Source organism: Streptomyces sp. NRRL F-525 (genome assembly GCF_000716605.1).
Taxonomy (GTDB): domain Bacteria; phylum Actinomycetota; class Actinomycetes; order Streptomycetales; family Streptomycetaceae; genus Streptomyces.
Genome location: NZ_JNXE01000014.1, coordinates 69,806 through 92,538 on the forward strand (window position 1 = coordinate 69,806; position 22,733 = coordinate 92,538).

A 22,733-nucleotide genomic window follows, 5' to 3' on the forward strand; every position below is an offset into this window, starting at 1 on the left:
CTTGGCCCAGCGCGAGGCGATCGTCGCCGTACTCCGACGCGCAGACCGCGTCCTGGTCATCCGCCGCGGCCCCGACTCGGCCCGCGCGGGCTACTGGGCACCCCTGAGCGGCAAACTGGAACCAGGCGAAACCCAGGAAGAAGCCCTGGTCAGAGAGGTGAAGGAGGAGGTGGGCCTCACAGTCTCCCCCCTCTCCAAGGTCTGGCAGTCCGACGCGGCCGACGGCACCTTCCGCCTCCACTGGTGGACCGCCACGGAAACGGGCAACGGCGTGATCGTCCCGGACCCGGGCGAGGTGTCGGAGGTGCGCTGGGTGACACCGGCGGAGTTCCTGACGATGACTCCGGCGTTCGCCGCGGACAGGGAGTTCTTCGAGCACGTGTTGCCGGGGTTGTAGGTACGGGGCTGAGCACAGACTGGCGATATTCAGCCCGTCCGGCCTCAACTTTTCAGCGCAGGCCGGCAATATTCAGCCCGTCCGGCGTTTGAGGACGAGGCCGTTCAGGCCGATGGGGGTCTGGGGGCGCAGCCCCCAGGCGGGGCGGAAGGGGCGGCAGCCCCTGGGGATGGGACGGGTAGGGGCGGCGGGGGCGAAAACCACCACCGGCTCCCACTACTCGCCGAACCCGTCCGCCCCCGGACCATCCGCCCGCACGACACTCCCATCCCCCGTACGCCCAAGCCCATGAGCCGGCCCCGAACACCCCTGAGCCACAGCAATCCCCAGCGCGACGAGCAGCGTCACCACCACGAACACGAACAACCGCTGCCGCAGCAACCGCGGATTCGCAGGCCGCCGCCCGGTCCCCGTGGTCCGAGGCCCAGGCCGCCCGGCCCCACTACGAGGCGCGGGACGACTCCCACTACCGGACCCGGACCCGGACCCGGACCGCGTGGTGTTACGCCCGGACGGAGTGGGCCGAGGAGAACCCGGCCGGGACGGCACCCCGCTCCCACGCGACGGCACCCCACCGCCACCCCCACGCGACGGACTTCCCCCACCACGGGACGACGGCGCGGCACCACGAGGCGCCGGCGTCCCCTGAGAACCCTGAGGATTCTGCGGCCGCCGCTGACTCTGGGTGCGCTGCTGCTCCGGATAACTGTCGGTGAGCCGCCCGGTAGGCCGATCCGCCTCCGCCGCCCGCGGCCCCGGCGGCCGCACATCGGCCATCCCCTGAGCCTCACGCGCGGCGATCTCCTTGAGCCGCAGGGACAGTTGAAGCGTGCTGGGCCGCTCCTCGGGATCCTTCGCGAGGCACGCGCGGACGAGCGGCGCGAGCGCGTCCGGCACCCCGTGCAGCTGCGCCTCCTCGTGCACCACGCGGTACAGCATCACCTCGGAACTACCGTGCCCGAAGGGCGAGTCGGAGGTCGAGGCGTAAGCGAGCGTGGCCCCGAGCGAGAACACATCGGTAGCCGGAGTGACGGCAGCCCCCCGCACCTGCTCGGGCGCGAGGAACCCGGGCGACCCGACCGCCGTACCGACGTGCGTGAGCGTAGAAGCCCCGGTAGCCCAGGCGATACCGAAGTCGATGATCCGCGGACCCTTGGGGGAGAGGAGGATGTTCGAGGGCTTGAGGTCCCGGTGGACGACCCCGGCCTCATGCACCGCCACAAGCCCCTCGGACAGGGCGGCCCCGATGGCGGCGACCTCGGCCGCTCCCAGCGCCCCCTCGTCGGCGACCTTGTCGTGCAACGACGGCCCGGGCACGTACTGAGTGGCGAACCACGGCCGATCGGCGTCAAGATCCGCGGCGACCAGCCGGGCCGTGCATCCCCCGCGAATCCGCCGAGCGGCCGAGACCTCGCGCGCGAACCGCGAACGGAACTCCTGGTCCTCCGCCAGATCCGGCCGGATCACCTTCAGCGCGACCCGCTGCCCCTTGCGGTCGGAGCCCAGATAGACGACACCCATTCCGCCCGCGCCGAGCCGTCTGTGAAGCCTGAACGAGCCGACGACGCGCGGGTCCTCGCGCCTCAGGCGCATCATCGCCATGTTCATCCCCGCTGCCCGGTCCGTGTGACGAGCGACAGCTTACGTTTCCACGGGCGCCCGCGCGCAAAGGCCGCGCCCTCTCGAACCGATGGATTGTCAGTGCCGGGTGGGAAACTTGAAGAGTGGTCAGAGGCGTTGCGAGCAGCAGGACTTCACATCACCTCGGACCCCAACCAACCATCACAGAAGGGGGATTGAGCGCGTGAAGGGTGATCGCGTCGAGATAGTGGTGGACGCCGGCGACACAACACGTACGTACGAGGTGGTGGCGAGCAGGGCGGGCCGTCGGGTGGAGACGGCGGTGCGCCGAGGGGTGGTGGAAGTGAGCGAAGTCACCCGCAGTGGCTCCGTCGTCCGTACCGCCCGCTTCATGGCGACCAGGGTCCTCGCCCTGGTCGAGCAGCCGGTCCCGCGCGAGGACAGCTCAGAGAAAGCGGGGCACACCGGACTCCCCCTCCGGGAAGACCCCGAGACGTAGGACCCGGTCTCCACCCAGGGGAGTACTCCGCAGGTCATCGCTCATCCTCCGGGAGGCCCGCCAATCGGTACGAGGGCATGACGACCCGCACCCGCCGCGCGCCTAGATTTGAGGTCAAGCGGCGGGTGCAGCACTCGTCCCCCGAGGTCAGACACCCGCCGCTGCCAACGACAACCGAGTTTGGTCAACGGAGCACGGTCAGGAGAGGGACCATGGCCCATACGGCACCGCGGGCATTGATCCGCACCGAGGGACGCAAGGCATACAACGCGGCCTTCCGAACCCGCCGCACGGGCCGTCGCCACCCACTGGTGGCGACCTTGATGGCACTTCCCCTGGCGGTCCTGCTCCTCGTCGTCTTCGACGGCTGGGAGACCGTGGCCACACAAGCGTCGTCCGTGGGAGTGATGCTGGGGCGCTGAGCGGCGACCCCAGGCCCGGAAGAGCGGTCCGGGCGGGGACATCAACCCATGAAACCCCGTGGGGACGGGGGTGCGGCGGACGGCAAAAAAAGCCGGCGCAGCTGGGGAGCTGCGCCGGCTTTGCTTTGCCCTTTTCCTGCCGGAGTCCTCTTGAGCGCAGGCTGGCAATAGTCAGCCCGTCCGGCGTTTGAGGACGAGGCCGTTCAGGCCGATGGGGGTCTGGGGGCGCAGCCCCCAGGCGGGGCGGAAGGGCGGCAGCCCCTGGAGGATGGGAAGGGTAGGGGCGGCGGGGGCGAAAACCCCTGGGCCCACCCACACAGCCCGCCCGAACCCGCCGTAGACGTACGCTCGCGACGAACTCCCCACCCCCCGCCCCAGGAAGCGCGATGCCCCGCACCCCCTTGCTCTCCGCCCTCACCACCCGAGCCAGGACCATGGCCCACGCGCGCACAACCCCCTGCCCCTGCGGAGCAACCCCCACCCTCACCGACCGCCCCGACGGCACAGTCGTCCGCCACGAGGACACCGTCGCGAAGGCCCACGCCCCGAACACGGACCCCACCGACCTCACCGCCCGCCTCACCGCCGCCGCCCACCTCCCCGGCATCCTCCTGCCCCCACTCGACCCCACCCCCCTCCACCTGCACGACCGCTGGGTGACGTGCTGGCCGTACGGCACCCCCGTAGACCCGGACGACCCGGACGCGGCCCCCTGGGAAGCAGCGGCCACCCTCCTCGCCCACCTCCATCGCACTCCCGCCCCCACCCCCCTCCCACCCATGCGAGGCCCCCTCAAGGCGGTCCGAGCGATCACCCGGCTCCGCGAGACCGGCCCCCACCCGGCCGCGGCCCCCGTCCTGCACGCCTGGACCCGCCTCCCCGCCTGGGCCCGCGCGGAGGCACCCCAGCCGGACACCACCACCGTCTGCCACGGCGACCTGCACCTCGGCCAACTCGTCCGCCACCCGGCCCCCGACGGCCCGTGGCTGCTGATCGACGTCGACGACATGGGCGTAGGAGCCCCCGCCTGGGATCTCGCCCGCCCCGCCGCCTGGTACGCCTGCGGCCTGCTCCCGCCCGACGAGTGGACCCGCTTCCTGACCGCGTACCGCGAGGCGGGCGGCCCGGCCGTCCCCGCGGACGGCGATCCCTGGCCCGCCCTGGACGTCCCGGCCCGCGCCCTCACCGTCCAGACCGCCGCCCTGGCGATCGTCAAGGCGGTCACAGCCGGCCGACCGCTCGACGAGGTGGAGCAGGCCGTCGTGGACGCGTGTGACCGAATGGGTTCCGTACCGGCCGAGTTGGCGCCCGGATCCGCGAAGTAGGGTGCAACCGACCGGGGTCGGACGGAGTCTGTCCTGGGGAAACACCAAGATGTCCCGATGGGCGAGGAGTTGAGCCGAGCATGCAGTGTCCGAAGTGCCATGCGCCGATGCACACGTACAACCGCAACGGTGTCCAGATCGAGCAGTGCAGCAACTGCCGGGGGATCTTTCTCGACTACGGCGAGCTGGAGGCGCTGACCCGCGTGGAGTCGCAGTGGCAGCAGCCCGCCCCGCCGCCCCCGGGCCCGCAGGCCTACCCCGCCCCGTCCGCGCCCGCCTGGGGCGCCCCGCACGGCGGCGGTCACGGCGGTGGCCACTACGGCGGTCACGGCGGCCACCACCGCCACAAGAGCTTCGGCCACATGCTGTTCTCCAGCTGACCGGCACACGCAAGAACCCCCGGCCGTACGAGACGGCCGGGGGCTCCGGAGTGTGGACGATACTGGGATTGAACCAGTGACCTCTTCCGTGTCAGGGAAGCGCTCTCCCGCTGAGCTAATCGTCCTCGGGACCACGATCCGGGGATCATGGGCGGTGCGTGCGCGATACTGGGATTGAACCAGTGACCTCTTCCGTGTCAGGGAAGCGCTCTCCCGCTGAGCTAATCGCGCGGGGATCCTTGCGGACCAAGTCCTTGCGGACCAGTGGACGATACTGGGATTGAACCAGTGACCTCTTCCGTGTCAGGGAAGCGCTCTCCCGCTGAGCTAATCGTCCTTGGAGGTGGAGACGGGATTTGAACCCGTGTAGACGGCTTTGCAGGCCGTTGCCTCGCCTCTCGGCCACTCCACCAGGAGCGTAGGGGTTCGGGAAGATCCCCCACTTTCCTGCGAGCGGACGACCAGGTTCGAACTGGCGACCTCAACCTTGGCAAGGTTGCGCTCTACCAACTGAGCTACGTCCGCTTGTCGTTTCCGCTCGGCTTGCGCGTCGCGGCGACGAGTTGAACTCTAGCGGATTCCGGGGCCAGCACAAAAACGCGTTTGTGCAGCGTGCTGGCCTGCGACTACGGGAACACATGGTCAGGGCAGCCACGGGGACACGGCCGGGCAACCTGGAAGACACCCGCCATAGACTCGACGGCGTGTCCCGCCTCGCCCCTCTCGTCCGTTTCGGCGGCCGTGTCGCCACCGGTCTCCTCGATGTCACCAGCGATCCCGCGGCCCTGGACTCCACCGGCTTCTGGGCGGTCGCGGCCGACTTCGAGGGCCGTCTGACCTGCGCGCGCTTCCGCGACGTACGACACGAACCGGTCCCGGCGCCCGCCCCCGGCGCTTGGCACGGCCCCGCGACCGAGGCCTGGACCTCCTCCCTCGACCGCGCCGCCTACACCTCCGGCGTCCGCCGCATCCGGGAGCACATCGCGGCCGGCGAGGTCTACCAGGCGAACCTGTGCCGCGTCCTGTCCGCGCCGGTAGCCCCCGACGCGGACGTCGACGCCCTCACCGCCCTGCTCGCACGCGGCAACCCGGCGCCGTACGCAGGAACGATCCGGCTGCCCGACCACGGCGTGGAGATAGCCACCGCCTCGCCCGAACTCTTCCTGCGCCGTACCGGCAAGGTCGTCGAGTCGGGCCCGATCAAGGGCACCGGGCGCACGGAGGCGGACCTGCTGCAGAAGGACTATGCCGAGAACGTGATGATCGTGGACCTGGTCCGCAACGACCTCGGCCGCGTGTGCGCCACGGGGACCGTGACGGTGCCGGACCTGTGCGTCGTCGAGAAGCACCCCGGGCTGGTCCACCTCGTGTCGACGGTGCGGGGTGAGCTGCCCGCGGACGCCGGCTGGCCGGAGCTGCTGGCCGCCGCCTTCCCGCCCGGGAGTGTCACCGGCGCGCCCAAGTCCAGTGCCCTGCGCATCATCGACGCCCTGGAGACCGCGCCCCGGGGCCCCTACTGCGGGGGCATCGGCTGGGTCGACGCGGACCGGGGGACCGGTGAACTGGCCGTCGGCATCCGCACGTTCTGGATCGACCGCGCCGACGGCGTGCTGCGCTTCGGCACCGGCGCGGGCATCACCTGGGGTTCGGACCCCGAGGGGGAGTGGCGGGAGACCGAGCTGAAGGCGTCACGGCTGCTCGCGATAGCGTCGGGCGCGTACGAGGTGAGCGGAGAGGTTCTTTCATGAAGATCTGGCTCGACGGCGGGCTGCAGGACATCGAGTCCGCCCGTGTCTCCGTCTTCGACCACGGACTGACCGTGGGCGACGGCATTTTCGAGACGGTGAAGGCGACGGACGGGAAGACGTTCGCGCTGACCCGGCATCTCGACCGGCTGACCCGTTCCGCGCGCGGCCTCGGGCTGCCCGACCCCGACCTGGACGAGGTCCGCCGCGGCTGCGCGGCCGTCCTCGACGCCAACCCGATGCCGCTGGGCCGGCTCCGCATCACGTACACCGGCGGCCACGGCCCGCTCGGCTCCGACCGCGGCGAGCACGGCCCGACCCTCGTCGTCGCCCTCGGCGAGTCGAACCGCCGCCCCGACTCCACGGCCGCCGTCACGGTCCCGTGGACCCGCAACGAACGCGGCGCCCTCACCGGCCTCAAGACGACGTCGTACGCCGAGAACGTCGTCGCCCTCGCCCGCGCCCACCAACACGGCGCCTCCGAGGCCCTGTTCGCCAACACGGTCGGCCAACTCTGCGAAGGCACAGGGTCGAACGTCTTCGTCGTCCTCGACGGCGAGCTCCACACCCCGCCGGTCACCTCGGGCTGCCTCGCCGGCATCACCCGCGCCCTGACCGTCGAATGGACCGGCGCCAAGGAGACCGACCTCCCGCTGGACGTCCTGGAACGCGCCGACGAGGTCTTCCTCACGTCGTCACTGCGGGATGTCCAGGCCGTCCACCTGGTCGACGGGCGTCAACTCCCGGGCACGGCAGGCCCGGTGACCGCCAAGGCCATGCGCGTCTTCGACGAGCGGTCGGGCGACGACCTTGATCCGTAGGGGCAGTAGTTAATGGGCTGACCTGGGGCTCCGGTCCGGGTAGAACTCCTTTGATGACTACGACCCTGCGGCCGACCGAGCCGCTTCAGCAAGAGGCCGACGGGACCCGCTCGCGCCGCTATCAGGTGTGCGTGAACAGCCGTCCCGTCGGCGCGATACACCTCGGTACGAGTCCCTTCTTCGGCGATGCGGTGGCCCAGATCCGGGACCTGCGCATCGAGGAACCGGACCGTCGGCGCGGCCGGGGCACGGTGGCCGCGCTCGCCGCCGAGGAGGTGGTGCGGGGGTGGGGCTGCGAGCGGATCGAGGCGTCCGTGCCGGCGGCGGAGGAGGTGGCGCTCAAGATGGCGACCAACCTCGGTTACGTCGTCCGCAACCGCCACATGGAGAAGCCACTCGGCGCCACCGCGCCCGAACTGCCCGCGGGGAGCCGGGGCCGGCCGATGACCCGGGAGGAGTTCGGCCCCTGGCAAGTGCTCGACACGGAGTCCTTCATCGAGAGCTGGACCGAGCGCGGGGTGCCCGAGGCGGAGGCCCGGGCCAAGGCTCTGCAGGGCAACGCCGCTCTGCTGCCAGACGGAGTGGACACCGCGAACATGGTCTTCAGCGTCCTGGAGCACGAGGGGACCGCGGTCGGCACGCTCTGGACGGGCCCCGGCAACGGCAAGGCCTTCGTCTACAAGGTCGAGGCCGACGCGCGCCATCGGGGCCGGGGCCACGGCCGCACCCTGATGCTCCTGGCCGAGGCGCAGGGCATCGCGACCGGTCTGCCGGTCATCCGGCTGAACGTCTTCGCGGGCAACACCCCGGCCGAGCGGCTCTACGAGTCACTCGGCTACGAGACGGTCACCTACCACCTGTACAAAAGCCTGCTCTGAGCCTCTCGCCGAGGCTCACTCACCCCCGGCGAGCAACCGGTCGGCGATCTCCTCGATACGGGCGCGGAGCCCTTCCTGGCTCTTGCCGCCGTCGAGAAGCTCGCCGCCGATGACGTACGTCGGGGTGCCGGTCACGCCGATGGCCTTGCCCTCGGCCTGGTCGGCGTCGACGATCAGGATGTGCCGGCCGTCGATCAGCGCGGTGTCGAACTCCTCGGCGTCCAGACCGAGTTCACCGGCGACCTCGACCAGGAAGGGTTCTCCCTTACGGTCCAGTTCCTGGACCCGGCCGAGCACGGCCTCGACGTAGTCCCAGCCCCGCCCCTGTTCCACGGCCTCCTCGGCGGCCTGCGCGGCGGCGAACGCGTGCTTGTGCTTCTCCAGTGGGAAGTGCCGCAGCCGCACCTCCAGCCGGTCGCCGTAGCGGGCCCGCAGGGCGCGTACATCGTCCAGGGCGGTGTCGCAGTCCGGGCACTGGAGCTCGCACCAGACGTCGAGGACGGGGGTGCGCACGGAGGGGAGGTCACTCATGCGCCCAGTCTCCCAGCCCGGCCGCACCGCTCCCAACCAGGGCCACGGGCCGTACGCGGACGACACCGACCGTCACCCAGGGGCCGCAGCCGTACGACGCCGACCGGCACCTGGGGAGGATGCGACCCGGAGATGTCCCTGATGTCCTACCGGGGCATGGCCTCCCGGGGACCGGACGGTGCAGGATGGAAGGGACGAAGTGCACGCCCGACCTGTGCCTGCCCGACGGATCAGCCTGGAGGACCGGATGATTGCCGAGACCGTCTGTTCCGCCGTCTCCGCGGCCGGCCTGGGCATCGCGGCGGTCACGGCGTATCGCAAGCGATTTCTCTCCGCCGCCCGTATCGCCGCCTATTCGCTGGTGCCGGTTGGCCTGGTGATGACCGGGGTCGTCGGCTGGGCGGCCGACACGGCGTTCAGTCCCACGGCCTGGGCGGGTTTCGTGGTGCTGGGCGGCGCCTGGCTGCTTTTCATGGGCACGCGGGCCGTGGAACGCCGTCGTGGCGGTGGCGGCACCCGTAAGGAACGCAAGGCGGCCCGGGCCTCGGGCCAGTCGGACGCGGTGGCGCCGGCGGCCTCCGCCCCCTCCCTGGGTCCGGCCAAGCGCCCGGCGACCCGGCCGGCGGCCGCGCCCCGCGCGCAGGGCGGGGACGACTTCAGCGACATCGAGGCCATCCTCAAGAAGCACGGCATATGACGGTCGGACGGGACCGCGACTGAAACGACACAGAGTGAGCCAGGTCCGCCGGTAAGCGTTCAGGAGTCGTCGCGACTCGAAACGGACATCACGGAATTCGGCGAACTCCCTCTCATAGCGGGCGTGTTGATCGCGCCAGGGGTCTCCGCTGCGTCATCATCGCCGCGAGATGCTGGACACGACACAGAGCGACGCCGCGCCGCCGAAGGACGAGCCGCGCGGGTGCCTTTTCGCCCTTTCCCAGCCACCGCTGATGATCTTCCTAGCGGTGATCGGGTGTCTGCTGCTCATGGCCTCGCTGCACGACCTGCTGATGCTGTGAGCCGTACTCGTGGTCCCCGACGTCACCCGTCGGGGGCCGCGACCTCATCCCTGTGCGAGTGACGCGATCGGCGCCGGGCCTCAGCCCGCCGCTTCCTTGCGCCGTGCCCGGTACGCGGCCACATGCAGCCGGTTCCCGCAGGTCCGGCTGTCGCAGTACCTCCGGGAGCGGTTCCGTGAGAGGTCGACGAAGGCACGCCGGCAGTCCGGGGCCTCGCAGCGGCGCAGCCGCTCCTGCTCGCCGGCCACCACGAAGAACGCGAGCGCCATCCCGCAGTCGGCGGCGAGATGGTCGGCGACCGAGGCGCCGGGCGCGAAGTAGTGCACATGCCAGTCGTAGCCGTCGTGATCCGTGAGCCGGGGTGTGGTGCCCGCGGCGGCGACCAGGTCGTTGATCAGCCCGGCGGCGGTCCGGGGGTCCGGGGCCGAGAAGACCGCGGTGAACCGGCCGCGGATCTTGCGCACGGCGGAGAGATCGAACTCCGACAGCACCCCGACATCGCTGATCTCGTGGTTTCGTACGAAATCCGCGAGCAGCGCGACATCCTGCAGTCCGTCCGGCGCCGCGGCGTCCTCCGGTGCGGTGTTCACCAGATCGACCACGGTGTCGAGGGCGCACCGGGTGTCGTGGGTGATCAGCACGTTTCGCTCCCTGGCCTGGGGGTCGGGCGGGCGCCCGCCGATGCTGGCCGATGGTAGTGGCTTCCCGGAGGGCGGCCCCCTGTCTCTGAGAACGGGACGGCGGCCCTGGCGGTTCCCCGGATCACGGAGAGTCGCGCGACCGGGCTCCACGCGCACCGGCGCCGCCCCCGCGACGAATCGCGGCGACGGCGCCGGTGTGTGCCTTATGCGGTTGTCTGAGCCCGAGCCGTCTCCCCGAGTTCGGACGGCGCCGGGCGGCTTGGATGGGACCTCGCTCTAGCTCTCCGCCAGGATGTGCGACAGCTCCTGATCCAGGTCGAAGTGCCGGTGCTCCGTGCCGGGTGGCACGGCGGCGTCCGTCCGCTTCAGGAAGGACTCCAGAGCCCGCGCGGGAGCCTCCAGCAGGGCTTCGCCCTCGGGAGAGCTCAGCGCGATGCAGACGACGCCCTGACCGTGACTACGGGATGGCCAGACTCGGACGTCGCCGGTGCCGGTGGGCCGGTGGAGGCCCTCCGCGAGAAGGTCGCGGGCGAACACCCACTCGACGGTCTCCTCGGCTCCGGTGTGGAAGGTGGCGTGCACGGCGTAGGGGTCGGCCGTGTCGTACCGCAGGCCTGCGGGGACAGGCAGGGATGACTCGCTCGACACAACGAGGCGCAGGTGCAGCTCGCAGCTGACCGTGGTGTTCATAAGCGCCAGGGCCTTTCGCTCAGTGTGCGCTCGGGGATTCGCACGTCGGCGAAATCGACATGCCACCTACGGTGCCGTTGTAAACCCCTCTGAGTGTTTTGCGTGCCTTTACGTAACTCTTCCGGCCGAGGGCTCGATCGCTCCGTGGGGCCATTCCGGTGACTGGTTTCCCTCGGGTAGGGTTTGTCCGTATGAATACGGGGAGTGACGAGCCGGGTGAGGTTGTCGTGGCGTCGGACGGGGCGGCCGACGAGAAGCGGGCGGACGGGGCGCGGGACGGGCAGGGGCTCGGTTCCAAGGCGCCGGAATTCATCAAGGCACGCCGTGCGCTGCATCTGAGCTGGCAGGTCGGCGTCTTCGTCATCGGCCTCGCGGTCGTCGTCGCCGGCATCATCATGCTGCCGCTGCCGGGACCCGGCTGGGTCGTGATCTTCGGCGGCATGGCGATCTGGGCGACCGAGTTCGTCTGGGCCCAGCTGGTGCTCCGCTGGACGAAACGCAAGGTCACCGAGGCGGCACAGCGCGCACTCGACCCCGCCGTACGCCGCCGCAACATCGTCCTGACCTCGGTCGGCCTGGTGATCGTGGTCGCCCTGGTCGGTGTCTACGTCTGGAAGTTCGGCGTCGTGATGCCCTGGAAGATCAAGGACCAGTGACCCGCTGACGGCCTCCGGGGGCCTTCCGGTGCTGGTCGGGGCACCTGCTGACATGGGGTAATGTTGTCCGTGCGCCCGGGCGATTAGCTCAGTGGGAGAGCGCTTCGTTCACACCGAAGAGGTCACTGGTTCGAACCCAGTATCGCCCACCCGGACCGACGGCCCGCCTGTGATTCACGCAGGCGGGCCGTCGGCGTTCGGTCACCGGATCGCGCCGTCAACTCCCCACCGCCCAGGCGTTTTTCGGCCGGTCGCCGGTGGAGTGCGGCAGACCGCTTCCCGTTCGGTCGGTCGATCGCACGCGCCTCACCTGCGGTGTCCGTCCCTTCGCCTCCTCAACGCGCCAGGCGGCGGTGTCGTAGCGCTCAGCCGGTCCACAAGAAATTCCTGTCCGAATCATTGACGCACCCCGAGGGCCTCCGTACCTTGTGCCAGCAAGCGCTTACTTGAAACGATTCATGCAGGTGGCAACGACGCTACGGGGAGGGCCCATCATGGGAACCCGCACGAATGTGGAGAGGCGTACGGTCCTGAAGGCCGCCGGGGTCTCGGCGGCGACGCTGGGGCTGGCGGCGACGGGATGCGGCGGGAACGACGGCACGTCCGCGAACGGGAATGTGACGATCCGTTACTCGTGGTGGGGTGCCGAGGAGCGGGCGAAAAAGATCAATCAGTCCATCGCGCTCTTCGAAAAGAAGTATCCGAAGATCAAGGTGAAGACGGACTTTCAGGACTATCCCTCTTTCTGGGAGAAGTTCCAGACGCAGGCCGCGGGCGGAAATCCGCCGGACGTATTCCAGAACGCCGTCGGATTTCTTCGGAAGTACGACAAGAGAGGCGTCCTGCTCGATCTCAGATCGCAGATCGACGCGGGAAATCTGAGCCTGGATCACTTCCGCGCGGGCGTCGTCGCGGTGGGCCAGGTCGACGGCAAGCAGCTCGGTGTTCCGGTCGGTTCGAACACCATGGCGCTGGTCATCGACAAGAAGGTCTACGCGAAGGCGGGCGTCGACCCCTCGGCGGGCTGGACCTGGGACGAGTACTTCAAGGCCCTCAAGACGATCCACGACAAGACCGAAGTCCCCGGGGACACCGGCTACTTCGGCATCATGTACCTGTACGACCTCTACCTCCGGCAGAACGGCAAGGCGTTCTTCACCAAGGACGGACTCGGTTTCGAGGAGTCGGATCTGACGGAGTGGTGGAGGGACGGCTACGGCCGGGTGAAGGCCGGGATCGTCACCTCCCCGAAGGTCGTCGCCCAGGACACCCCCAAGTCCTCGCTCTCGGCGGGCCATGGCGCCTCGGAATTCACCTGGGACAACTTCACCGTCCGCTACACGGCGGAGGGCACCAGCGACTACGGCCTCGCGCCGATCCCCACCACCGACGGCAAGGACACCGGCCAGTACCTCGCGTCCCTGATGCTCAGCGGCTCCGCGCGCACCAAGCACCCGAAGGAAGTCGCCCAGTTCATCGACTTCATGGTCCATGACCCCGCCGTCGGCAGGATCATGGGCTACGACCGGGGCATCCTCGCGACCACCGACCAGTACGACGCGTTCAAGCCGACCGACGCCGTCCAGAAGGAGATCGCCCAGTACGAGGTGGACACCGCCAAGGCCGGTGTCCTCGGGACGATCACCCCGCACCCGTCCGGCGCCGACACCGCCGAGTCCGCCTTCCTGCGCATCGGCGGGGACATGGCGCTGGGCAAGACCAAGGTCGCCGACGCGGTCAAGCAGTTCTTCTCCGAGGCGCAGGCCGCCTTCTCCGCCTGATGGGAACCGCCGTGACGCTCGTCGACGACGCTCCGCCCGCCACCCGGCAGCCCCGCTCCGCCGCCCCCGCCGCCAAGAAGCGGCGGGGGCGCCGGGAGAACCTCGCCGGCTACCTCTTCATGTCCCCGTGGATCGCCGGCTTCCTGCTGCTGACCGCGGGCCCCATGGTCGCCTCCCTCTACTTCGCGTTCACCGACTACAACCTCTTCGACAGCCCGAAGTGGATCGGCTTCGACAACTTCACCCGGATGTTCGACGACCCGAGGTGGCAGAAGTCGGTCGAGGTGACGGCGAAATACGTCGTCATCGGCACCCCGCTGAAACTGCTCCTCGCCCTCGGCGTCGCCATGCTGCTCGCCCAGAGCCGCCGCGGCCAGGCCCTCTACCGGGCCGCCTTCTACGCCCCCTCGCTCATCGGCGCGAGCGTCTCGATCGGCTTCGTCTGGCGGACGCTCTTCTCCGACGGCGCCGTGGTTGACCGTACGCAGTCGCTCTTCGGCTCCCACGTCGGCGGCTGGGTCGGCGACCCCGACTGGATCCTCTACTCCCTGGTCGCGCTCACCGTCTGGCAGTTCGGCGCGCCGATGGTCATCTTCCTGGCCGGGCTCAAGCAGGTACCGAGGGAGCTGTACGAGGCCGCCGCGATGGACGGGGCCGGGCCCTTCCGCCGGTTCTGGAACATCACACTGCCGATGATCTCGCCTGTCCTCTTCTTCAACGTGCTGCTGGAGACCATCCACTCCTTCCAGATCTTCGGCTCCGCGTACGTCGTCTCCAACTCCCAGTGCGGACCGGCCGACGCCACGCTCGTCTACACCTGTTACCTCTACCAACAGGGCTTCAAGAACGCCCAGATGGGCTTCGCGTCCGCGATGGCCTGGATGCTGCTGCTCGCCGTGGCGCTCGTGACGGCCGTCCTCTTCTGGTCGCAGAAGAAGTGGGTGCACTACGAGGAGGACGCCCGATGAGTGCTACGACTGCCCCGAAGTCCCCGGGGCTGGGGCGCAAGCGCACCGGTTCGCTCGTCTGGCACGTCGGAGCCCTGGCCGTCCTCGCTGTCGTCCTCTACCCGGTCGTCTGGGTCATCGGCGCCTCGTTCAAGCCGAGCAAGGACGTCATCAACAGCCTGCAGCTCTTCCCAGGGCACCCGATCCTCGCCAACTTCAAGGGCCTGGCCAAGGGCATCGCCGACATCTCGATCTGGACCTTCTTCCAGAACTCCCTCTTCTACGCCCTCGGTTCGGTCGTCGGCATCCTCATCTCCTGCTCCCTGACGGCCTACGCCTTCGCCCGCATCCGGTTCGCGGGCCGCAACCTGCTCTTCTCCCTGATGATCGGGACGCTCCTGCTGCCGTACCACGTGCTGCTGATCCCGCAGTACGTGATGTTCCAGAAACTCCAACTGGTCAACACCTACGTCCCGTTGCTCATCGGCAAGTACCTGGCGACCGAGGCCTTCTTCGTCTTCCTCATGGTGCAGTTCATGCGCAACCTGCCGAAGGAACTGGACGAGGCCGCGCGCCTCGACGGCTGCGGACACCTGCGGATCTACTGGTCGATCGTGTTGCCGCTGTGCCGGCCCGCGCTCATCACCAGCGCGATCTTCACCTTCATCAACGCCTGGAACGACTTCATGGGCCCGCTGATCTACCTCAACGAGCCCGGGAAATACACGGTTTCGCTGGGTCTGATGATGTTCCGCGACTCCGACGGCGTGGCCGCGAACTACGGCGGCATGATCGCCATGTCACTGGTCGCACTGCTGCCGGTGCTGCTGTTCTTCCTCGCCTTCCAGCGGTACCTGATCGACGGTATGGCGACCTCCGGACTGAAGGGCTGAGACGGTGGCCGAAGCACGCGTGAAACCACGCAGGGAGTCGGTCTTCGCCGAGCGGTTCGGGGTGTTCGCCGAATGTCTGCTCACCGGGGTGTGGATCGCCGTCGCGTCGGCGGGAGTTGTCACGTATCCCGCCGCATTCGCCGCCGGGGCACGGCACTTGAGGCGCCGCACAGCTCATGTGGGCGGTGGCTGGCGGGAGTTCGTCGCGGACTTCCGGGTCGCGGTGCGTGGCGGGTGGGCCGTCGGGGTCGCCGGGTGGGGCGCGGTGGCCGCCGTGTGGGTGGACGTCCAGGCCGTGCGGGCCGGGCTGCCCGGTGGGCAACTCGTCGGTGCCGTCGGGGTGTTCGCGTTGCTCGGGATCGTCGTCGCCGGGATGCGCGCGGCGGCGGTCTGGGCGCCGGGGGACACCTGGCGGGCGCTGCTCGCTGAGGCAGGTCGCCGTACGGTCCTCGACCCGGCCGGTTCCTTCCTGCTCGTCGGCGGGCTGGTCCTCGTCGGCTGTTCCGCGCTGTTCATCGCACCGTTGGCGGTTCCCGTGCTGGGGGCCGTGGCCGCGGCGGCCGTCGCCGTGGAGGAGCGGTACCGGCGCCGCTGACGGGCGGACGGCGCCTTGCGCGAGGTCGGCGCGTTCGGAGCGTCGTACCTCTATCTGTCATGCCCCTGACTAATCGCACGTGACGAACGCTTCCCGCACGGAAAGGAAAGGTGGAAAGGTCATGTCTCCCATTCCCCGCAGGTCCCTGCTCAAGGCGGCGGCCGTCGCCGGAGCCGCCGCGCAGTTCAGCTGGGCGCTTGGCGCGAAGGACGCCCAGGCCGCGCCCAGAGCCGCGGCAGCCGACGGCGACCCGGTGACGCTCGACTGGCTGGAGGACGGCGGTCTCGGCGCCGCGCCCGGTTCGACGCTCGGTGTGCCGTGGCCGATGGGCACCTACCAGGAGGACCAGACCTTCGCGCTGACGGACGCCGAGGGTGCGGCCGTTCCGGTGCAGTCCTGGCCGATCGCCTACTGGCCCGACGGATCGCTCAAGTGGACGGCCCACGCGGTGAGTTCGGGCTCCGGCAAGCTCACCCTCGCCGCCGGGGACACGACCGCCCCCGACAAGAAGGTCACCGTCGACAAGAGCGGCGGCACCATCGACATCTCGACCGGGGTCATCACCGCGAAGATCGGCAAGAACGGCTCCACCCTCATCAAGTCGGTCACCCGGGGCGGCACGGAGATCGCGAAGAACGGCCGTCTCGTCCTCATCCGCCAGCCCGAGATCGAGGACGAGGACCAGGGCGCGGTGAAGACCGAGCGCTTCGACGGGGTGATCGGCGAGGTCACCGTCGAACAGGACGGCCCGGTACGGGCTGTGGTCCGCATCGACGGCAAACACCGCAAGGGCGGCCGGAGTTGGCTGCCGTTCTCGATCCGCCTCTACTTCTACGCGGGCGCCGACTCCTTCCGCATGGTGCACACGATCACCTTCGACGGCACGGTGGAACCGGGCAAGGCGAGCGGCGACTTCATCCGCGGCCTCGGTGTCCGCTTCACCGTGCCGATGCGCGACCAGGCCTACGACCGCCACATCCGCATCGGCGGAGAGGGAACTGGCCTACTGCGTGAGGCAGTTCAGGGCATCACTGGCCTGCGCCGCGACCCGGGCGCGACCGTCCAGGCGGCCCAGTACGCGGGCCAGAAGCTCGCCGACCCGTCCACCTGGGACCAGCGCGTCACGAGCCGCCTCCAGTACATCCCGAAGTGGGGCGACTACACCCTCTCCCAGCTCTCCGCCGACGGGTTCACGCTCCGCAAACGCACCACGAAGGGCTACGGCTGGATCCCCGCCGGTGGTGGGGGACACGCCTCCGGGTTCGGGTACGTCGGCGGGGCGAGCGGCGGATTCTCCTTCGGGCTGCGGGACTTCTGGGAGAAGTTCCCCGCGCAGCTCGACATCCGCGCCGCCCACACCGACGAGGCCGAGGTCACCCTCTGGCTCTGGTCGCCCGAGGCCCAGCCGATGGACCTGCGCTTCTACCACGACGGCATGGGCCAGGACACGTACGCCAAGCAGCTCGAAGGCCTGGAGATCACCTACGAGGACTACGAGCCCGAGTTCGGCACCCCGTACGGCATCGCCCGCACCTCCGAACTCCTCTTCTGGGCCAACGAGTCGACGCCGACGCCGGAGACCCTCGCCCAACAGGTGCAAGCCGTACGGGTGTTGCCCCAACTCGCTGCCCCGCCCGCACAGTTGATCAAGTCCAAGGTGTTCGGACCCGGCCTCTACTCCGAGCCGGACCGCTCCACCACCGCCAAGGCGAAGATCGAGGACCACCTCGACTTCCTCTTCGCCTACTACAAGGACCAGGTGGCGCAACGCCGTTGGTACGGCTTCTGGGACTACGGCGACTTCATGCACTCGTACGACACCGTGCGCCACCAGTGGCGGTACGACATCGGCGGCTACGCCTGGGACAACTCCGAGCTGTCGCCGGACATCTGGCTCTGGTTCGCGTACATCCGCTCGGGCCGCTCGGACATCTTCCGCTTCGCCGAGGCGCTCACCCGGCACACCGGCGAGGTCGACGTCTACCACCTCGGCGAATGGGCCGGCCTCGGCACCCGGCACGGCGTCCAGCACTACGCCGACAGTGCCAAGCAGCAGCGCATCGCCAACACCACCTACCGGCGCTACTACTACTTCCTCACCGCCGACGAACGCGTCGGCGACCTCATGGCGGCGAACGTCGACTCCGACGAGACGTTCCTCGTCCTCGACCCGATCCGCAAGATCCGCACCGCGCCGTACACCCCCGACCGGCACGCCCTGTCGATCGGATTCGGCACGGACTGGAGCGGGTTGGTGTCGGCGTGGCTGACCGAGTGGGAACGCCGGGGGCCCAAGTGGGAGAAGGCCAAGGCGCGCGTCCTGTCGACGATGGAGACAATCGCCGCCCAGCCCAACGGATTTGTGCAGGGGAGCGGGCTGTACGACCTCGACACCGGCAAGTTCGCCGTCGCCACCGCATCCGTCGTCTCCGTCTCGCACCTCTCGGCCGTCTTCGGCCTCAACGAGCTCTGCGCGGAGCTGATTTACCTCGTCGACATGCCCAAGTTCAAGGAGGTGTACATGGATTACTGCCGCTACTTCAACGCCTCCAAGACCGAACAGGCGGCCCGCTACGGCTCCAACTTCGGCACCCTGCTGCTCTTCCAGGGCCATTCACGCCTCGACGCCTACGCCGCCGTACAACTCGGCGACGCGACACTCGCCAAGCGGGCGTGGACGAAGTTCTACGGCTCGGACGGGTACATGGAGTCCTCGCCGTGGAAGACGGAGGCGCTGAACGGTCCGGTCACCCTCGTCCCGGGCAGCGAGGCCGCGTGGGTGTCCTCGAACGACACCGCGCTGTACGGCCTCGCCGCCATCGAGAACCTGGCGCTGCTCGGCGACAAGATGCCCTAGCGCAGGGCTAGTTCATCCTCCCCAGGACCTCCCGCACCCGCCGGGCGTCCCGGATCCGCTGCTCGTACGTCGCCCCGAGTGCGAGCAGCAGGGCTCCGGCGAGGGCGGGCGGTGCCCAGCGGGGCAGGGCGCCGACGGCCTGGGCGAGGTACGGGGCGAGTTCGTGCAGCGTGTCCAGTACGAGGGTGGCGCCGCCGAGGACGAGCGGTGCCTGGAGGCGGTGCCGCGCTCCGATCAGGGTGACCAGCAGTGCGGCCGTGCCCAGCAGGAGTGGGCGCGTCCAGTGCGCGTCGGCCCAGGCCGCGAGGAGGCTCGGCGCGAGCGTGGCGGCGAGCCCGGGACCGTACGCCGTCCAGGACGAGGTGTTCGGTTCGCGGCGCCTGCGCAACGCGCCCACCAGCAGTGCCGGGACGGTCACCGCCAGCGTGTACGCCTCGGGGCTGCCGACGTCCCACGCGGACAGCCGTACCCAGGTGGCCAGGACGAAGAGGGCGGCGGCCGCGTAGCCGACGTTCCTGCGCTCGGGCCGTAGCGCCGTGCCCGCCGCGATCACTCCGCAGAGGGCCAACACCAGGGCGAACATGGGCAGTTCGAGAGTGGACAGGCCGATCGCGACCAGGGCCGCGACGGTGCCCGTGACCTCGACGGCCGTCGTTGTCGTCGGTTCGGTGAGACGCGCGGCGAGCAGCGCGGCGGTCACCGGTACGGCGAGCACCAGCAGCGCGATGTGCTGCGGCTGCCAGTCGAGGGCGGCGCCGACGGCGCAGGCGAGGGCCGTGGCGTAGCCGAGGGACGCGGCGGCGGAGACCGGTGTGAGTCGGTCGCGCCGGGCGGCTACCGCGAACGCGGCGGTCAGGGACGCGAGTACGGCGAGTGTGGCCGGCTCCGTGGCCAGGGAGAGGGCGGCCAGGCTGAGGGAGGCGAGCAGAGCGAGGAGTGTCGCGGCGCGGTGCGCGAGGGCGAGGAGGGCGATGATCGCGAGCCCCTGCGTCAACAGGCTGACGCTGTAGGGCAGTTGCAGTGTGGTCGGGACGGTGATCGCCGTCGCCCAGGCGAGGGTCAGCGCGGCGAAGCGTGCCTGGGGCTTCCACTCGGCGTTGCGGACCGTGCGGGCCAGGATCGCCGCAACCGCCGCGAGAACCAGGGGAGTTGTGGTGGCATGCGGCGGCCAGAAGGCGTCCATCGCCGCCGCGTCACGGGCGTTGCCCGGTGCACCGGACCAGGCGTGCGACAACCACGCGGCCGGACCGAGCAGTGTGACCCCGACGACCGGCAGCGTCCACAGCACCGCGCTCGCCTGTACGGCGCCGGAGGCCCAGCAGAGGCCCTGCCGTACGGGCTCGGGGAGCCGGCCCCGTACGAGCGCCAACAGGGCTACTCCGCAAGCCAGATAGCCGGGAACCGTCCAGTCGGCGGGCAGCGTCGCACGCGCCATTCCGCCGAGCGCGGCGACCAGGAACAGGCCGCCCGCCGCGGCCGTACACGTCCTCAGTCCCCGGCCGGTCGCCAGCCACGCGGCACCGAACGCGCCCGCCGCCGCGAGAGTGAAGAGCGCCGCCGCACGGGCGGCGGCGCCCGGACCGGACGCGTCCAAAGAGATCACGCCGGCCGCCAGCACGCCCCAGCCACCCATGCCGAACGCCCCGCCTGCGGCGACGAGACGAACGGTCTTCGGGGAGACCCGGAGCGCGACAACCATGTCGATCATGGCGGTCAGCAGGAGCGCGGCCGTGATCGTGTGAGGGCCCCCGCCGACCGCGATCGCCCAGAGAAGCAAGGGGAGTTGGGCGATCGCGAGCGCGGCGGGGAGGGGGAGGAGAAGGGTCGGTGAGGGCTGGTCCGCGCGGGCGATGGGCGGGCTGGGCAGCGCCGCGGGTCCGGCGGGGTCCGGGAGGGGGCCGGCCTGTTCCGCGCGGGCGTTGGCCGGGTTCGGGAGTGCGGCGAGTCCGATGCCGTACGCCGTCCAGAGCGCCGTCAGCGCCGTCGCCGCCGCTGCCGCGAACGTCACGCCGTCCCCGTCCGGGAAGGCGACCTCGTGCAGCGCGTACGCGTCCAGCACCGTCAGGGCGAGGCCGAGGCCCGCGAGCGACTCGGCCGTGGAGCGCAGGCCCCGGCGCAGCAGCACGACGGGTGCGCCGAGCGTCGCCAGGGTCACCGCGCCGAGCACCAGCGCCCGGCCCGCGATCCCCATCGACCCCCAGCTGACCAGCGTGAACGCGATCGCCGCGAGGATGAGCAGGGTGGCGCCGAGCAGGAGCAGCACGTTCTGCACGCTCGGTGCGGTGGCCTCACGCCGGGGCGGTGTGGCGGGCGGCGGCGACAGCACGGGTGCGGGCCGCACCGGCTGGAGCACGGTCAGCAGCCAGGCACGCCGGTGCAGCAACTGGGTCCGGCGGGCGTCCAGTTGGCGCAGCTCGGCGTCCAGGATCCCCAGCTCCACGGCCGGGGGCGGAATGTGCGTCATGACTCGGAGTGTGGTGCCCGTCACGTCGTACGACATGAGTACGCGTACTCAAACGCGCCTGGTGGCCGGGAGACGGGCCCGGGACCGGGCAGACTCCCGCCATGGACTGGTCCCATTACCGTTTCCGCGCCCGGTGGTCCCTGCCCGCGCCGCCCGCCGTCGTGTACCCGGTCCTGGAACGGGCCGAGGACTATCCGCGCTGGTGGCCGCAGGTGCGCGCGGTCGACCGCGTCGACGACACGACCGGCGTCATCCGCATCCGCGCGAGCCTGCCGTACGTCCTGACCTTCACCGCGCGCGAAGTGCGGCGCGATCCGGCCGCCGGGGTGCTGGAGATCGCGATGACCGGTGATCTGGTGGGCTGGGCGCGCTGGACCCTCACGGCCGACGGTGCCGGCACGCTCGCCCGCTACGACCAGGAGGTCGACCTGAACCGGCCGTTGCTCAGGTGGTTCGCCGTACCCGGGCGGCCGGTGTTCCGCCTCAACCACGCGCTGATGATGCGGGCCGGGCGGCGCGGGCTCCTCACGTACCTGGAAGCGGTTTGAAGGAAACCGGCGGGGGCCTGTATTGTTCGGTGCGTTCCCGGGCGATTAGCTCAGTGGGAGAGCGCTTCGTTCACACCGAAGAGGTCACTGGTTCGAACCCAGTATCGCCCACCGGGAAAGGCCGGTCCGCAGCAGCGGACCGGCTTTTTGCTGTGCCTGTGCGGTTATGCGGCCTCCGCCGTCAGACCCGGGCGCAGTGGCCACGACTGGTCCACCGACTCCGGGGTGCCGCTGCGCGCGAACCACGCCTGGAGGCCGCGTGCTTGGGCCGCGTGCCACGTCGACTGCAGGGTGTGCAGCTCGGCGGGGGACAGGCGTTCCAGGCGGGTCGCGAAGCGGCGGCCCAGGGCGCGGACCACCTCCAGGGAGGCCAGCGCGTCCGCGCCCGCGTCGTGCGCGCCCTCCAACTCGACGCCGTAGTGCGCGCACAGGTCGGTGAGGGTGCGGCGGCCCTTGCGGTAGCGGTCCAGATGTTTGTCCAGGACCCGGGGATCCAGGACCCGCAGGGGCGTCGACTCGAACCACTGGTCCAGCGAGCACGCGCGGTGGCGGCGCAGTTCGCGGTCCAGCAGGGTCAGGTCGAACGGTGCGTTCATGACCACCAACGGGCGTCCCATCGCGGCCTGTTCGGCCAGCTCGTCGGCTATCTCGTGCATCACCGGCGCGGGCCAGCGGCCGTTGCGCTGAAGATGCTCATCCGTCAGTCCATGGATCGCCGTCGCCCCGGCGGGCACCGGCACCCCCGGGTTCACCAGCCACCGGGCCACCCGGGGGCGGGTACCGGGGGCGTCCTGGACGACGATCGCGGCCGACACGATCCGGTCGGTCTCCACATCCACGCCCGTGGTCTCCGTGTCGAACGCGGCCAACGGGCCCTCGTACCAGCACGTCATACGTACACAACTCCTCGTTCACCCACGGCAGCTGACGCACCGTCTTCTGCCAGTTTGGTGATACCCGGGCTGTTTGCGCCGTACGCCGGAAGGACACAACAGGAGTGCGGGTCTTTGCAGTTCAGCGACCCGGAGCAGGCATTCTGCACCACAATTCACCTGAACTTGGA

General features: G+C 70.1%; 23 protein-coding genes and 7 tRNA genes. 19 read left to right on the forward strand and 11 right to left on the reverse strand.

Annotated features, from left to right (window positions below; genetic code table 11):
* Position 1: 1 nt before the first annotated feature.
* On the forward strand, positions 2 to 397 hold the full coding sequence (locus tag OO69_RS20750) for an NUDIX domain-containing protein (protein ID WP_033282226.1): 396 nt from the start codon (positions 2 to 4) through the stop codon (positions 395 to 397).
* A 216-nt stretch (positions 398 to 613) separates the two neighbouring features.
* On the opposite strand, the gene OO69_RS20755 is transcribed toward OO69_RS20750, so the two are convergent.
* A complete protein-coding gene (locus OO69_RS20755) occupies positions 614 to 2,005 on the reverse strand; it encodes a serine/threonine-protein kinase (protein WP_033282227.1) in 1,392 nt (463 codons plus the stop codon).
* 196 nt (positions 2,006 to 2,201) lie between these two features.
* On the opposite strand from OO69_RS20755, the gene OO69_RS20760 reads away from it, so the two are divergent.
* The 4 genes from OO69_RS20760 (at position 2,202) to OO69_RS20775 (ending at position 4,604) form a co-directional block, all read left to right on the forward strand.
* Positions 2,202 to 2,477 (forward strand): hypothetical protein, encoded by a 276-nt coding sequence (locus OO69_RS20760; RefSeq protein WP_033282228.1) that lies wholly within the window; start codon positions 2,202 to 2,204, stop codon positions 2,475 to 2,477.
* Between the two features lie 212 nt (positions 2,478 to 2,689).
* Positions 2,690 to 2,899 carry a hypothetical protein gene (locus OO69_RS20765; RefSeq protein ID WP_033282229.1) on the forward strand — a complete coding sequence of 70 codons (210 nt, stop codon included), beginning with the start codon at positions 2,690 to 2,692 and terminating at the stop codon, positions 2,897 to 2,899.
* A 386-nt stretch (positions 2,900 to 3,285) separates the two neighbouring features.
* A complete protein-coding gene (locus tag OO69_RS20770; RefSeq protein ID WP_033282230.1) occupies positions 3,286 to 4,224 on the forward strand; it encodes a phosphotransferase family protein in 939 nt (312 codons plus the stop codon).
* A gap of 80 nt (positions 4,225 to 4,304) precedes the next feature.
* Complete coding sequence (locus OO69_RS20775; protein ID WP_078652509.1) at positions 4,305 to 4,604, forward strand: zf-TFIIB domain-containing protein; 300 nt, start codon at positions 4,305 to 4,307, stop codon at positions 4,602 to 4,604.
* A 53-nt stretch (positions 4,605 to 4,657) separates the two neighbouring features.
* Here the strand turns inward: OO69_RS20775 and OO69_RS20780 are convergent.
* The 5 genes from OO69_RS20780 to OO69_RS20800 all read right to left on the reverse strand — a co-directional run bounded on the left by OO69_RS20780 (position 4,658) and on the right by OO69_RS20800 (position 5,129).
* A tRNA-Val gene (locus OO69_RS20780) sits at positions 4,658 to 4,729 on the reverse strand.
* Positions 4,730 to 4,763: 34 nt separating this feature from the next.
* Positions 4,764 to 4,835 (reverse strand) — tRNA-Val (locus tag OO69_RS20785).
* A 34-nt stretch (positions 4,836 to 4,869) separates the two neighbouring features.
* Positions 4,870 to 4,941: transfer RNA gene (locus OO69_RS20790), tRNA-Val, on the reverse strand.
* Between the two features lies 1 nt (position 4,942).
* Positions 4,943 to 5,016 (reverse strand) — tRNA-Cys (locus OO69_RS20795).
* A 40-nt stretch (positions 5,017 to 5,056) separates the two neighbouring features.
* A tRNA-Gly gene (locus OO69_RS20800) sits at positions 5,057 to 5,129 on the reverse strand.
* Positions 5,130 to 5,308: 179 nt separating this feature from the next.
* Between OO69_RS20800 and OO69_RS20805 the strand changes: the two genes are divergently transcribed.
* Genes OO69_RS20805 through OO69_RS20815 form a run of 3 tightly spaced genes read left to right on the forward strand, consistent with a single transcriptional unit; the run spans position 5,309 to position 8,048 of the window.
* Positions 5,309 to 6,352, forward strand: coding sequence for a chorismate-binding protein (locus OO69_RS20805; protein WP_033282232.1), 1,044 nt, complete (start codon positions 5,309 to 5,311; stop codon positions 6,350 to 6,352).
* A complete protein-coding gene (locus OO69_RS20810) occupies positions 6,349 to 7,170 on the forward strand; it encodes an aminotransferase class IV (protein WP_033282233.1) in 822 nt (273 codons plus the stop codon). The genes OO69_RS20805 and OO69_RS20810 overlap by 4 nt, the downstream gene beginning before the upstream one ends.
* A 53-nt stretch (positions 7,171 to 7,223) precedes the next feature.
* Positions 7,224 to 8,048: a GNAT family N-acetyltransferase gene (locus tag OO69_RS20815; protein ID WP_033282234.1), complete on the forward strand. Its 825-nt coding sequence runs from the start codon at positions 7,224 to 7,226 to the stop codon at positions 8,046 to 8,048.
* A 15-nt stretch (positions 8,049 to 8,063) separates the two neighbouring features.
* Here the strand turns inward: OO69_RS20815 and OO69_RS20820 are convergent, their stop codons facing one another.
* Entirely contained in the window at positions 8,064 to 8,579 is a 516-nt protein-coding gene (locus tag OO69_RS20820) for a DsbA family protein (RefSeq protein WP_033282235.1), read from the reverse strand.
* A 247-nt stretch (positions 8,580 to 8,826) separates the two neighbouring features.
* Here OO69_RS20820 and OO69_RS20825 point away from each other — a divergent pair, with 247 nt between their 5' ends.
* Both OO69_RS20825 and OO69_RS52530 read left to right on the forward strand, forming a co-directional pair.
* A complete protein-coding gene (locus OO69_RS20825) occupies positions 8,827 to 9,276 on the forward strand; it encodes a hypothetical protein (RefSeq protein WP_033282236.1) in 450 nt (149 codons plus the stop codon).
* A 169-nt stretch (positions 9,277 to 9,445) separates the two neighbouring features.
* On the forward strand, positions 9,446 to 9,598 hold the full coding sequence (locus OO69_RS52530) for a hypothetical protein (protein WP_019059824.1): 153 nt from the start codon (positions 9,446 to 9,448) through the stop codon (positions 9,596 to 9,598).
* Between the two features lie 80 nt (positions 9,599 to 9,678).
* Here OO69_RS52530 and OO69_RS20830 read toward each other — a convergent pair whose 3' ends face one another.
* Positions 9,679 to 10,239: a CGNR zinc finger domain-containing protein gene (locus OO69_RS20830; protein WP_033282237.1), complete on the reverse strand. Its 561-nt coding sequence runs from the start codon at positions 10,237 to 10,239 to the stop codon at positions 9,679 to 9,681.
* A gap of 276 nt (positions 10,240 to 10,515) precedes the next feature.
* Positions 10,516 to 10,929 carry an SsgA family sporulation/cell division regulator gene (locus tag OO69_RS20835; protein WP_004002642.1) on the reverse strand — a complete coding sequence of 138 codons (414 nt, stop codon included), beginning with the start codon at positions 10,927 to 10,929 and terminating at the stop codon, positions 10,516 to 10,518.
* 191 nt (positions 10,930 to 11,120) lie between these two features.
* Here OO69_RS20835 and OO69_RS20840 point away from each other — a divergent pair, with 191 nt between their 5' ends.
* The 7 genes from OO69_RS20840 to OO69_RS20870 all read left to right on the forward strand — a co-directional run bounded on the left by OO69_RS20840 (position 11,121) and on the right by OO69_RS20870 (position 18,658).
* Positions 11,121 to 11,585, forward strand: a complete 465-nt coding sequence (locus OO69_RS20840; protein WP_033282238.1) for a TIGR02611 family protein — start codon at positions 11,121 to 11,123, stop codon at positions 11,583 to 11,585.
* Positions 11,586 to 11,662: 77 nt separating this feature from the next.
* A tRNA-Val gene (locus OO69_RS20845) sits at positions 11,663 to 11,734 on the forward strand.
* A 345-nt stretch (positions 11,735 to 12,079) separates the two neighbouring features.
* A complete protein-coding gene (locus tag OO69_RS20850) occupies positions 12,080 to 13,366 on the forward strand; it encodes an ABC transporter substrate-binding protein (RefSeq protein WP_033282239.1) in 1,287 nt (428 codons plus the stop codon).
* On the forward strand, positions 13,366 to 14,334 hold the full coding sequence (locus OO69_RS20855) for a carbohydrate ABC transporter permease (RefSeq protein WP_106971080.1): 969 nt from the start codon (positions 13,366 to 13,368) through the stop codon (positions 14,332 to 14,334). Before OO69_RS20850 ends, OO69_RS20855 begins: the two co-directional genes overlap by 1 nt.
* On the forward strand, positions 14,331 to 15,206 hold the full coding sequence (locus tag OO69_RS20860; RefSeq protein ID WP_051801137.1) for a carbohydrate ABC transporter permease: 876 nt from the start codon (positions 14,331 to 14,333) through the stop codon (positions 15,204 to 15,206). Before OO69_RS20855 ends, OO69_RS20860 begins: the two co-directional genes overlap by 4 nt.
* Positions 15,207 to 15,210: 4 nt before the next feature.
* On the forward strand, positions 15,211 to 15,801 hold the full coding sequence (locus tag OO69_RS20865) for a hypothetical protein (RefSeq protein ID WP_033282241.1): 591 nt from the start codon (positions 15,211 to 15,213) through the stop codon (positions 15,799 to 15,801).
* A 121-nt stretch (positions 15,802 to 15,922) separates the two neighbouring features.
* Entirely contained in the window at positions 15,923 to 18,658 is a 2,736-nt protein-coding gene (locus OO69_RS20870) for a Tat pathway signal sequence domain protein (RefSeq protein WP_033282242.1), read from the forward strand.
* 7 nt (positions 18,659 to 18,665) lie between these two features.
* Here the strand turns inward: OO69_RS20870 and OO69_RS20875 are convergent, their stop codons facing one another.
* A complete protein-coding gene (locus OO69_RS20875; protein WP_033282243.1) occupies positions 18,666 to 21,158 on the reverse strand; it encodes an SCO7613 C-terminal domain-containing membrane protein in 2,493 nt (830 codons plus the stop codon).
* A 65-nt stretch (positions 21,159 to 21,223) separates the two neighbouring features.
* On the opposite strand from OO69_RS20875, the gene OO69_RS20880 reads away from it, so the two are divergent.
* Both OO69_RS20880 and OO69_RS20885 read left to right on the forward strand, forming a co-directional pair.
* Positions 21,224 to 21,670: an SRPBCC family protein gene (locus OO69_RS20880; RefSeq protein ID WP_033282244.1), complete on the forward strand. Its 447-nt coding sequence runs from the start codon at positions 21,224 to 21,226 to the stop codon at positions 21,668 to 21,670.
* Positions 21,671 to 21,709: 39 nt separating this feature from the next.
* A tRNA-Val gene (locus tag OO69_RS20885) sits at positions 21,710 to 21,781 on the forward strand.
* Positions 21,782 to 21,834: 53 nt separating this feature from the next.
* On the opposite strand, the gene OO69_RS20890 is transcribed toward OO69_RS20885, so the two are convergent.
* Complete coding sequence (locus tag OO69_RS20890; protein WP_033282245.1) at positions 21,835 to 22,563, reverse strand: 3'-5' exonuclease; 729 nt, start codon at positions 22,561 to 22,563, stop codon at positions 21,835 to 21,837.
* Positions 22,564 to 22,733 lie beyond the last annotated feature (170 nt).